Source organism: Kordia sp. (genome assembly GCF_050633145.1).
Classification (GTDB): domain Bacteria; phylum Bacteroidota; class Bacteroidia; order Flavobacteriales; family Flavobacteriaceae; genus Kordia.
Map to the genome: position 1 here is coordinate 41,538 of NZ_JBOEFY010000068.1, position 11,540 is coordinate 53,077.

At 30.3% G+C, this 11,540-nt stretch carries 10 protein-coding genes and 1 pseudogene; 4 read left to right on the top strand and 7 right to left on the bottom strand.

Annotated features, from left to right (window positions below; all coding sequences use genetic code 11):
* Nucleotides 1–2 precede the first annotated feature (2 nt).
* On the bottom strand, nt 3–587 hold the full coding sequence (locus ACRBBL_RS24035; protein WP_431371643.1) for an ankyrin repeat domain-containing protein: 585 nt from the start codon (nt 585–587) through the stop codon (nt 3–5).
* A gap of 227 nt (nt 588–814) precedes the next feature.
* Between ACRBBL_RS24035 and ACRBBL_RS24040 the strand changes: the two genes are divergently transcribed.
* Nucleotides 815–2,899, top strand: a complete 2,085-nt coding sequence (locus tag ACRBBL_RS24040) for a helix-turn-helix domain-containing protein (RefSeq protein WP_431371644.1) — start codon at nt 815–817, stop codon at nt 2,897–2,899.
* Between the two features lie 471 nt (nt 2,900–3,370).
* On the opposite strand, the gene ACRBBL_RS24045 is transcribed toward ACRBBL_RS24040, so the two are convergent.
* Nucleotides 3,371–3,604, bottom strand: coding sequence for a hypothetical protein (locus tag ACRBBL_RS24045; protein ID WP_431371645.1), 234 nt, complete (start codon nt 3,602–3,604; stop codon nt 3,371–3,373).
* Nucleotides 3,605–4,124: 520 nt separating this feature from the next.
* On the opposite strand from ACRBBL_RS24045, the gene ACRBBL_RS24050 reads away from it, so the two are divergent.
* Entirely contained in the window at nt 4,125–4,940 is an 816-nt protein-coding gene (locus ACRBBL_RS24050) for a T9SS type A sorting domain-containing protein (protein ID WP_431371646.1), read from the top strand.
* A gap of 341 nt (nt 4,941–5,281) precedes the next feature.
* Here the strand turns inward: ACRBBL_RS24050 and ACRBBL_RS24055 are convergent, their stop codons facing one another.
* A complete protein-coding gene (locus ACRBBL_RS24055) occupies nt 5,282–5,914 on the bottom strand; it encodes a hypothetical protein (RefSeq protein WP_431371647.1) in 633 nt (210 codons plus the stop codon).
* A gap of 171 nt (nt 5,915–6,085) precedes the next feature.
* Here ACRBBL_RS24055 and ACRBBL_RS24060 point away from each other — a divergent pair, with 171 nt between their 5' ends.
* Complete coding sequence (locus ACRBBL_RS24060; protein WP_431371653.1) at nt 6,086–6,382, top strand: integrase core domain-containing protein; 297 nt, start codon at nt 6,086–6,088, stop codon at nt 6,380–6,382.
* 184 nt (nt 6,383–6,566) lie between these two features.
* Here ACRBBL_RS24060 and ACRBBL_RS24065 read toward each other — a convergent pair whose 3' ends face one another.
* From ACRBBL_RS24065 to ACRBBL_RS24075, 3 genes are all read right to left on the bottom strand, one after another.
* A complete protein-coding gene (locus ACRBBL_RS24065) occupies nt 6,567–7,079 on the bottom strand; it encodes a hypothetical protein (protein WP_431371648.1) in 513 nt (170 codons plus the stop codon).
* Between the two features lie 2 nt (nt 7,080–7,081).
* On the bottom strand, nt 7,082–8,638 hold the full coding sequence (locus ACRBBL_RS24070; RefSeq protein ID WP_431371649.1) for a polymorphic toxin-type HINT domain-containing protein: 1,557 nt from the start codon (nt 8,636–8,638) through the stop codon (nt 7,082–7,084).
* Nucleotides 8,639–8,769: 131 nt separating this feature from the next.
* Nucleotides 8,770–9,327 carry an REP-associated tyrosine transposase gene (locus tag ACRBBL_RS24075; protein ID WP_431371650.1) on the bottom strand — a complete coding sequence of 186 codons (558 nt, stop codon included), beginning with the start codon at nt 9,325–9,327 and terminating at the stop codon, nt 8,770–8,772.
* A gap of 729 nt (nt 9,328–10,056) precedes the next feature.
* On the opposite strand from ACRBBL_RS24075, the gene ACRBBL_RS24080 reads away from it, so the two are divergent.
* A complete protein-coding gene (locus ACRBBL_RS24080) occupies nt 10,057–10,866 on the top strand; it encodes a transposase (protein ID WP_431371651.1) in 810 nt (269 codons plus the stop codon).
* Nucleotides 10,867–11,032: 166 nt separating this feature from the next.
* Here ACRBBL_RS24080 and ACRBBL_RS24085 read toward each other — a convergent pair.
* Nucleotides 11,033–11,299, bottom strand: a pseudogene (locus tag ACRBBL_RS24085) (IS1/IS1595 family N-terminal zinc-binding domain-containing protein); the annotation flags it as partial.
* Nucleotides 11,300–11,540 lie beyond the last annotated feature (241 nt).

Genomic DNA, 11,540 nt, shown 5'->3' on the forward strand with positions numbered 1-11,540 from the left:
GTTTATTGTAGCATCATTGCTATAACAGGACGTGCTTTTTGTAATTCATTAAGATCTAATGTAAAACCCATTGGTTGTAATTGCAGAATTAGCATTTCGTAAATAGGTTTCATTTCTTCAAAATCGCCCGTTACTATTTCTCTGGGTGTAGCTCCAAAATTATTTCGAATAGTTTTATCTGCTTTTGCATCAATAAGTAATTGTACAATTTCGATACGTCCAAAGAATGCTGCCGTGTGCAAAGCTGTTCCTCCATCATTATTTTTTACAGACAAATCTGCATCTGCATTGATCAATACTTTAGCAATCTCAGGTTTATTAAAAGTGGCTGCTGACATTAAAGGTGTAGATCCAGACATCGCTTCTTTTTGATTAATATCAGTTCCAGCTTCAATATGTTGCTTAACTGCTTTCAAATTTCCGGTTAATACAGCACCATGAATATCTATATTTGGTTTAGCTATTTCCTTTTCTGAAATGGCTGTTGTATTTTTGGCTCCGCTTTTTTCTGAACAGGAAGTTAACAACATTGCCATTATACTTATTATAGCCAAGTATCTTACTTGAATTTTAATTGATTTTTTCATGATTTTAAGTTTTAAGAATTATTGTTTCAATTTGATAACACAAAGATGCGACCAACTTCGAAGCAACAGTAAACAGCTATGAATCAACAGTTATGAAGTTTAACGCAAGAGTATAAATTATGCAGCAAGACTATAAATTATGGCGCATTTTATAATATTGTCAAAAAATGCCTTTGGATAAATTCCGTTTTTAAATTTTACTTATATTTGTTTCAGTTAACAAAAAAATGGCTTCAAATTATACTTCAAATTCATTTTTATCAGAAGCTAAATCCTTAGTTTTAGATAATATTTCTAACGAGCAATTTGGTGTTTCTGAGTTGGCAGGTGAAATGAATATGAGTCGCTCTAGTTTGCTTAGAAAAATAAAAAAGCAAACCAATTTATCTGCGAGTCAGTTTATCCGAGAAATACGTTTACAGAAAGCAGCAGAGTTATTACTAGAAACTGAACATACTTCCTCAGAAATTGCATTTGAAGTTGGCTTTAGCAACCCGTCATATTTTACAAAATGCTATCGTGAATATTATGGCTATCCTCCTGGTGAAACAAAAACGAAAAAAGAGGAAGAAGAGTCGAATGCAGAACAAAAAAATGAAGAAGAAACGAAAGAAGCTATCATAAAAAACACAAACGTTAGTAAATATATTATAGCAATCGCAGCCATATTAATTATTGCAATTATTTACTTTTTTAAAGACCAATTCACTTCGGTTGAATCTAAAGTAAATAAGGAAAAGTCGGTTGCATTTTTACCTTTTAAAAATTTAAGTGAAGACAATTCTAATTTATATTTTATAAATGGCGTTATGGAATCTTCACTTAATAATCTTCAAAAAATTAAAGATTTACGAGTGATCAGTAGAACTTCTACAGAAAAATATAGAAGTAACCCTAAAACCGTTTCAGAAATTGCCGAAGAATTACAAGTAAACTATTTGATTGAAGGAAGTGGACAAAAAATAGGAAGTGAAGTACTTTTAAGTATTCAATTGATAGACGTTAATGCCGATAGTCCTATTTGGTCTGAACAATACAAATACAAACTTGATAATGTTTTTGAGCTTCAAAATACTATTGCAAAAAAGATTGCTATTGCCATAGAAGCGAATGTAACACCAAAAGAATTAGCGCTAATTGATAAAAAACCAACAGAAAATATCATCGCATATGATTTTTATTTAAAAGGTTTGGAAAAGCAAAATGAACGAAGTGAAGTAGGATTAAATAAGGCTATCGTTAATTTTGAAAAAGCTATTGAAGAAGATTCCAAATATGCTAACGCTTATGCACAGATTGCTATTTGTTACTTTTATTTGGATTTAAATAAAATTGATAAAAAATATTTAGACAAATTAAATGAATATGCAGACAATTCCTTGTTGTATGATTCTACTTCTGAATTACCTCTGATTGCAAAAGCGCTATATTATATTAATGTAAACGAGTTTAAGTTGGCAATACCTTACTTGGAAAAAGCATTAGAATACAACCCTAATGCTTCATCAGTAGTTTTAATTTTATCGGATTTATATGCTCGAGCTATTCCAAATACAAATAAATATCTCACTTATGCATTAAAAGGGATTAAATTGAATATTGAAGCTAATGATTCTGTATCTAAGAGCTTTATCTATCTAAATTTGAGTAATGCTTTAGCTCAAAACGGGTTTACTAAAGAAGCCTCACAATACATTGAAGAATCTTTAAAATATAATCCTAGTAATCCGTACGCTCCCTATTTAAAAAACTTTATAGATTATGCTAATAATAAAGATTTAAAATCCTTGACAAGTAAAATGCTGATAGAATGGAAAAAAGATACAACACGTACTGATATCACACAAGAATTAGCGAAGTTGTATTATTTTCAAGAAGATTATGATAGTGCACTATTATATTATGAAAAATATATTGACATACTTGCTGCCAATAAAATTGATTTATATCCTGCAGAGAATATAAAAATTGCATACACTTATAATAAAATGGGGTTTTCCAAGAAAGCTGAACAATACCTCAATAAATATAAAGACTACTTAGAAAAAGAAGAGTCAATATACAAAGAAGCCAGTTTAGCTGTGCTTTATCTTTATGAAAATATACCAGACAAAGCTATAGAAGCTTATGATAAATTTAGTTTACAAGATGATTTCCAATATTGGGTAATTTTGTTTATGAATGAAGACCCATTATTAAAGCAATTGCAAAATCATCCAAAATACGAGGAAACTATTGAGAAAATAGAAATGCAATTTTGGGAAAAACATCAACAGCTTAAAGAAGATTTAGAAAAAGAAAAACTACTCTAAATTTATGACTCATATTATTTTTAGTTATGATATTTTTATTTTTTTAACATCGAATTAATCAACCTCAAATTCGCCTCCAAAAAGTTCGAACTCCTTCTCTCCGACTCCACAACAAAAAACCGTATTTAGTTAAATTTTAATTAATTGCAGTTTATTTTTACTATCCTAGTCAACATCTAGTCAACATTTTAAAAATAACCTTTTTTATGGACTCCGAAAATTGTAGGTTCTCCGATACCATAAAAGGAAAAATGTTCATTTACATATTTGAGTAAATGCAATTTTTTACAGTAAGAAAGGTTGTATATGATTGAAGATGATAAATTGAGAACAGATTCAATAGTAACTTTTGATGAAGCTTTAAAAAATTATGCTATACCGATGAATCTTGAAGTAATATAAAACAGTTGTCAAAATGGTGTATAATTTATTGCTGGTTGGTGTTTACAAGCAAAAGTACTCGCGAGCTTTTTATCTGTAGTTTTTGTAAAAGGATCCTGTTTTAAAAATATTATATTTGTCCTGGTATTGTGCCACGGATGCCAATATTTGAACTAAAAAAAGAGGGCTTTGAACACCCACTTTTTTTAGTTCTTCGCACTCCTTTTCGTTCTCTTCATGGAGTTTTTCTACTTTTTTTTGGAACAGTTTAAGTTCCTTTTTTCGCTGTTCTTCCTTTTTACGTTTTACTTTTATTTTACTCACGATCAATTCGTTTAATTGCTCTACACTTAGCAGTAACGACTTCAGTATTTCCAGTCCATAAAAAATCGAATCGGGTCTATCTGTTATCCACCCCTCGAATTGAATTTCTTTTTTAACTCGATTACTAGAGTACAATACAAAACCTTGCATAAGTTCAATTAATGATTCCTGATACGCCTTTCATTCTACAAAATGTATTGGCACACCCTGGAAACTTCTTAAACTTTAGTACCTATCAAATCACTGAACAAGTACCTAATAACAACTAAAAAAAGTCTAACAGTATGAAAGCACGATCTAAAATCTAATAGCAAGGCGGACTAAAACCCTAAATATAAGTACCAATACGTAGTATATACGTACTATCTCTTATTTTAAAAAAATGATATCTATTATACCTTGCAAACAATTATTATAAGGAATTAAAATATGATTCATAATAAAATTAACAATATCAAATTAATCGCTATCAAATAAAAAACAATTACAAATTGATAAAAAATACTAAATACAAAGCATCATGAAACAATTAATTTCAAAACTAACATACATCATTATTTTGTGTCTATTTTCTAGTCAACTACAAGCACAAGATGGATATACCTATTCTTTAGTTGACAATGGAAGCTTTAATTATACAATTACTGCTGTACCAAATACAAGTGCTAACAACTTTGCAACCTCAGTACAAAGCTATGGTTTTACCATTATTTTGCCTGATGGAATTACAGCTACAATAACATCTTCCTTAGGAAATGGGGCTGGAGCGACCTATTTCGACGGAAGTGCCGTAGGACAAGCATCTATTGATGGTTATCTAATTACGGAAACCTTGGGAAGTCCTATTTCACTGCCTTCACCGGTTAGTGGAACGGCTTCTCCAATGGTGGATATTCAATTGAACCAATCTCCTACTTCTGGAAGCATCAGTATTTTGGAAAACAATTCTGCACTAGCAACGACAGTAACGCCTTTAAAAAGTTTTATGTCTGCCGATATGGAAGATGATGGAACTGCAATATTTACTCCTGTAGTAAACGCAAACGCATCAGGATTGTCTGGAACAACTTCGTATACTTTTACCACACTTTCTATAGAAAGTGATGAATTAGCAACGCTATCAATTCATCCAAATCCTGCTAAAGATGTTGTATATATTTCTAGTCCAGAAATAGCTTTAACAAAGGCTGAAGTGTTTAATATGAATGGACAATTAGTACTTTCTACTAAAAATAATCTTGAAACGATACAAATTAACAAATTACAAAGTGGAATGTATATTCTAAAGCTATATACTGAAAATGGATCTAAAACAATTAAAATAATAAAGGAATAAAAACTTATAAAGTTGTTGTTAGCTTTATAATTATGGTAGATAATTAAACTAAAGGTTAATTATCGATAGCGCCATCTCTCTTCTGAGGTGGCGTTTTTTATAAAAAAAGATATCCGTATCTTATGAAATATTATATGTAAAAAGAGAAGACTTTTTCAAGACTTCCCTTTTATATTAGAATTTTGATTTTGATTTTGAAACTCTAAGTTGTTTTCCCCTCTTTCCAACTGGCTCACTCGCTAAAAAGGTATACTATGCTTTTTTTAACAATCTGCCGTCCATAAAGATAGGACAGATCATAGTAAAACTATCGGAGATAGTACAGTACTGCAAGACATACATTACCCATTATCTTCATTTTCATAATAATGTAAATTTTTATCTGGAATCAGAAGTACTGGTGTATTATCTACTTCAATTATACTATATTTTATATGCAGTTCATCTAAAAAATCAGTATGACATTTTACTGAAAAGTTGTCGTATAAATATAGTGCAATGTGTTCATAGTTGGTATGCGGTTTTTTTAAATCCATATTAACACTATTATATCGTATTTTATCTTCATCTAAGCTATAAAGTTTTGCAATGAGATCAAGATCATGTAAATTTAAGTATTTCCTTTCTTTTACTAAGTCTATTAATAAATCGTATGTTATATTTTTGATAAAATTACTATCATTTTGAATTAACATATTCGAAATAAGAGGCTTAATTTTTTCAAAATGATCAACAATTTTTTCATTATAGTGAATTTTTTCGTAGCTATTGGTTGCTTTATTTATTAAGATAGGACCTCTATCTAATACACGTCCATAAAGATCATGAGTTAATGGATAAATTAACCTATGATGATAAAAAAATAAATACACATAATTGCCTACTTCAAAATCTTCATAATATTTGAAGTTTTGGTCATATTCTTTGTCTATTATGGATTTATAATATGGATTTTTTTTAAGTTGTTTTTTCATTATCTAGCATCTATTGCTTCTAAATTAGAAAATAATTTATTCATTTCTTGTCTTGTAAGTACCTTTCCTAATTGATAATCTTCAAAAAATCATGTTCTGCCTTTTTTAACTGCGTTAAATACATGATGAGTTGAGCCATCAGGTCTTCTTTTATGGAATTTTCCTCTGACTATAAAGGTATTAGAGGCATTTTCAAATTCTATGGTAGAAGCATTGAACAAAGTTATTAAAAAACAGGTTTTATATCCATTACATATTTTATCGAGAACGAGTCTTGAAAAAATATTAGCAGAAATTATTCAGATTTATAACTACGAAAGACCACAGATGAGTCTGAATGGAAATACACCTGAAGAATCTTTTAATGGAATTCCTAGCAATTTTGATACCTACAAAGCATCTTTTGTACACCAAAAACAACTAAGACGAACAGAAAACAAGAAAAATAGATGTAAAGGATGTATCTAAAACCAATTCACTAAACAAAAAAGAAAAGAGAAGCATCTTTTTGACACTTCCCTTTTTATAAATATAGTGGATTTTAAATAGTAATTCTTAACTCACTCTATTTAAGTGATTTCCCATTTATGGGACACGTTATTTTAAAACAGTCGTAGAGATTGCACAGCACCAGTTTGAACCATTATCCGTTTTAACTAACACCCAATTGTTCAATTAACTTTTCATTTTTGTTTATTACAGGAATTATGTCTGATGATAAAAGAAGAATTTCATTATAAGAATTTAATTCTTTTATAATATGCTTTTCTACTCCATTGCCTTCTATTATTTGATTTGTAAAATAGAATTTAGACACTTCACCTAGTAAACCTAATAGTTTGAACATATGCTGATTGGTATATGGGTTAGCTGACATGTAAAAGATATCTATAAAATAGGTGAATTTTTCTTCAAAGGAATTTATTTCATCCCAAAAAGATTCAGTAGTAGAATCATCTGACAAAAAATTATCATAATAATTTATTGTAGCAAACTGTCCAATATTTTCATCCGTTTCATCTCCTATATGAATGTAAAGATCATAACCATTTTTTTCATATTCAGAATCATAGTATTTTACTTCGGTTAGATTGTTTAAAATATTTACTAAATCTTTTTTATTAAATTTTTCTTTAAAAATTATAGTTGTGCTAAATCCAGACATAATTAATTACCGTTTAATTTTTTTGCTAAAAGTTCTATATTATCACCATGAATGATATTTTTTGGATCAACTCCCCATTCATCTAAGTTTTTTAATTGTTGGGGTGAAAGCCTTTCTTTATTGTAATATATGTAATCCATACCCCTTTCTTTGGCTAATGTCAACTGATTTTTAATTTGTCTTGGCGTACCATATCCTTCTCTACTAGCACTTGATTTTATCTCAACCCATACTTCATCTGCCCAATTTATATCTATATCAGTTTGCATAAGCCCTCTAGCAGTTCTTTTAGTAACAATCTTATCTATTACCTTAATTTTCCCAGGGAAAAATGCTTCTAACAAATTAGCTGTATCTGCTGTGAAAACATCTCCAGCTCTAGTAGACTTTGCAATCCACTTACATGGGTCATTATTATGAACTAAAACATTGCTTTGAGAAACAAAATAGGTATGATAATCTTCAACTGTAAAATTATAAACCTTAAATTTCCCTTTTACAAGCTCAATTTTATCAACAGTGGTGGTAGTTCCGTCATATAATGTTAAACTATCTCCTACCTTAATTTCCTGAGCTTTTACCCACTTACCTCCAATAAAAAATGGATGCTCATACGTAGCTTCTATTATTTCATCCTCAAAATATATTTTATAGACCTGTGTAAATTCACGGCTAAAAGTATCAGAAACTCTTTTTAATGCTAAACCTTCAGTTTTTTCATCATAAGCCCATACTAAATCCCCAACTTTTATTTCTTCAATATTTTTATATCCATCATTAGTATATACCTGAGTTCCTGAAGTGAAACATCCACAAGGTTTCATTTCAGCAGTAACTCCTAATGACCTTCTTATTCTTACAACTTTAGTAATTTTTCCTAAACCATACCCAGTTAAACCTCCTAACAATTCAAACATCATGCTTTGAGAATATTCCGCAGATTTTTTATAATGTTGCTCTGCTGCTACTAAATCTCCCCTTACTATTGCTGCATGTGCCTTGTCTGTTTCATTCATAGCTTGGAACATATCTGAAGTTGCCAAAGCCATTGACATTTTTCCTTTAGTAACAAAAAGATCGAATATAATTGCGCCAGCGATTAAACTTCCATCTCGTGCTCCAGTAAACATAATTTTCATTTCACGCTCTACGTACTCGTCCTTTTCATCACCTTTTAACCCTAATATATTAGTAGCCACAGCTTCTGTTCCTTGTCTATATGCTGCTGGGTTTATTGGAAGCACAAACTCTAAACCTTCAAGTTCCACACCATCAACAACTCTATTTTCAGAAAAAGCATAAGGAGAATTGTATGCGTATATAGGCGCAAGCGGATCCCTAGCAAAGAACCTTCCAAGCCTAGGGTCATGCATTCTATATTTATAGTTCAAAGAATTCCCTTTCCCTTTTAGTTTATCATCTTTTTCCTGTCCTTGGAAGCCATAACGGTAGGATTCATCGGATGCATGTCTTTTAGGAAGTAACATTCCATACGGATAGTAATCGTTATATGAAAGAACGTCTGGTAAAAAACCAGTAACTTCTTGGGTTTCTACCACGGTAAAGATAGCAAAATCTTTGATATAAAATGCTTCTACATTGGTGTCTACCGAAGCTTAAAGCAATGTCTAGAAATGAATCGCGTGATACTATTAATTATGATGTTAAAGCTAGATTAGTATATTCTTGATTATGCTAAAAAACCAATTTTATCAATCTCTAAAATAGTGTCATCTTCTTGATAATTTTGAGCACTTGAATATTTCCAATCAATTGGATTTATAACGAAACCACTTTGCACAGGATTGTTGTGTATATAATCTATTTTTTGATTGATGACCTTTTCACTCCATAATTCGATAGGTTTGTTATGCTGTTGCCAAAATTGGTATTTACTTGTAGTGGCATTCTTTTTTCCAGCACGTTCAAACATCCATAGCAACCATTCTTTTCTGCTCTCTTGTGGATTGTTTTGTATGGCTTTTATGATCTCTTTGGATGTATGTCGTTTAAAATCTCTGAGTAATTCTGAAGGCTGATCATTTGCTGATCGAAATATAAAATGTACATGACTTGGCATAAAACAATAACAATACAATTCCATGCCTTTTTCTTTTCTGCAATAATTTACGCTTTCTGCTAATACGTCAAAATATACTTGCCGTGTAAAAACATCGATCCAATTTATAGTAGCAAAACTTACAAAGTAAAGACCGCTTTTATTATGAAATTTGTAGTTTCTGCTCATAAATCTAAAATACGAAAAGCTATACATAACGCATAGCTTTTTGTTGTACTTATTGTTGTAAAAGTAACATAAGTTCTTACTCTTGCCGCCACTAGTTATAAACTAACGGGAGCGGGGGAGTCTTAATGGAAATACCCCCGAAGAATCTTTTCATGGAATCCCTAGCAATTTTGATACCTATAAAGCAGATTTTATACACCAAAAACAGCTAAGACGTATAGAAAATAAGAAAAATAGATGTAAAGGATGTATCTAAAACCAATTCACTAAACAAAAAAGAAAAAGGAAGCATCTTTTTGACACTTCCCTTTTGTAAATATAGTGGATTTTAAATAGCAATTCTTAACTCACTCTATTTGAGTGATTTCCCATAATTGGGACAGTTTATTTTAAAACAGTCGTAGAGATTGCACTGTACTTATTGTTGATGTTACTTTAAATAACATAGGTTTCTTACTGTTGCCGCCACTAGCTACAAGCTAGCGGGAGCGGGGGAATCAAAGTTACTTCAAACTATGCGATACCTTTCATGAGGTAATTTCTAAGGTAACAGGAATTAAATCGGTTATTAAACAACAAAAAGAGTTGGTCGTAAATACGATTCTCTCTGTTAAAGATACAATCCCTGTTGAAAAAGCTATTAAGGTGTTTAATATTTCAAGAAGTACCTTTGAGAATTATAAGTCTATAATAATTCACAAGTGCAATGCTTCATATTTTAAATGGTGTGTGAAGCGATTTTCAAATCAATTATTACCAACAGAAGTAGAAACGATTAAACAATATATGAATGATGACCATTACAAACATTGGTCAAAAGCTTCGATATATCTTAAAGCTGTTCGTGATGAAAAATTGAAGTGTTGTATTGCTACCTTTTACAAATACTGTAGACTGCTTGGGTTTAAGAACAGACCTCGAAAACGAAAATCTGATCATTATCATCCTGTTAGAACAACAAAACCCAACGAACTTTGGTGTGCCGATGTGACCATTTTTAAAACGAAAGACAACGTAAAACATTATATTCATTTTTTGATAGATCATTTTTCAAAGTACATTATTGGTTATAAAATCTGTAAAAGCCCTTCTGCTCTAGCAATTAAAGAGTTACTTCATTCTGCTAATGAAATACACAAACCCGAGAAGCTACAATTTTTGACTGATGGTGGAAGTGAAAATGTAAACACCATCGTTTCTAGTTTCATTAATTCTTCTGATGTTCCTATTGAACATATTATTGCTCAAAAAGATGTAGTGTTTTCTAACTCTATGGTAGAAGCTCTTAACAAAGTGATAAAACACCAATTTCTATTTCCTCAGGAAATTCCTAATGGAAATAGACTTTATGCTATTCTTGAAGAGTCTGTTCTTATATATAACCAAATACGACCACAGATGAGTCTGAACGGAAACACACCCGAGGAATCTTTTCATGGAATTCCTAGCAATTTTGATACCTACAAAGCATCTTTTGTACAACAAAAACAGCTAAGACGTATAGAAAACAAGAAAAATAGATGTAAAGGATGTATCTAAAACCAATTCACTAAACAAAAAAGAAAAGAGAAGCATCTTTTTGACACCTCCCTTTTTATAAATATAGTGGATTTTAAATAGTAATTCTTAACTCACTCTATTTNNCTATTTGAGTGATTTCCCATAAATGGGACAGTTTATTTTAAAACTGTCGTAGAGATTGCACTGGAATCTTAATTTCGTTAGCTATTTTCAACATTCTTGAAAGAACTGTTTTACTAGAAATATTAATTATTCTCGAAATACTCCTGATTCCACAGCCTTCTTTAAGTAAACTTTTGATTAGCTTATTTGTTCCTGAATTATAAGCTTTGTAATTATAATTCAATTGAAATCGCTTGTTACATGATTTACATTTATAACGTTGTTTATTATTTTGAAAACCATTCTTAACAGATTCTTTATGACAATTAGGACAGTTTGTTTTTTCCATGACCTAATTTACTACATGTCGATTTAAGAAAACTATATTTTAAGCCTTCTAAGAGATTTTCTTTTTTACTAACATATCAAAGAACGTTTAAAACCAATAATCAAATTTTGCTTTAATCATTGGTTTTTAGTGTTTTAAAATTATTTTTCAGTCTATGACCTATTTTACTACATTACCCTATTACTTTATCATTTATTTTAAAGTCTTCTATTTTTGAGTATTTTTTTAATAAATTTATTTT

Coding starts and splice junctions, on each gene's coding strand:
- ACRBBL_RS24075 (WP_431371650.1), bottom strand. CDS start 9,327: ATGAGCAGAAACTACAAATTTCATAATAAAAGCGGTCTTTACTTTGTA.
- ACRBBL_RS24040 (WP_431371644.1), top strand. CDS start 815: ATGGCTTCAAATTATACTTCAAATTCATTTTTATCAGAAGCTAAATCC.
- ACRBBL_RS24035 (WP_431371643.1), bottom strand. CDS start 587: ATGAAAAAATCAATTAAAATTCAAGTAAGATACTTGGCTATAATAAGT.
- ACRBBL_RS24050 (WP_431371646.1), top strand. CDS start 4,125: ATGAAACAATTAATTTCAAAACTAACATACATCATTATTTTGTGTCTA.
- ACRBBL_RS24065 (WP_431371648.1), bottom strand. CDS start 7,079: ATGTCTGGATTTAGCACAACTATAATTTTTAAAGAAAAATTTAATAAA.
- ACRBBL_RS24055 (WP_431371647.1), bottom strand. CDS start 5,914: ATGAAAAAACAACTTAAAAAAAATCCATATTATAAATCCATAATAGAC.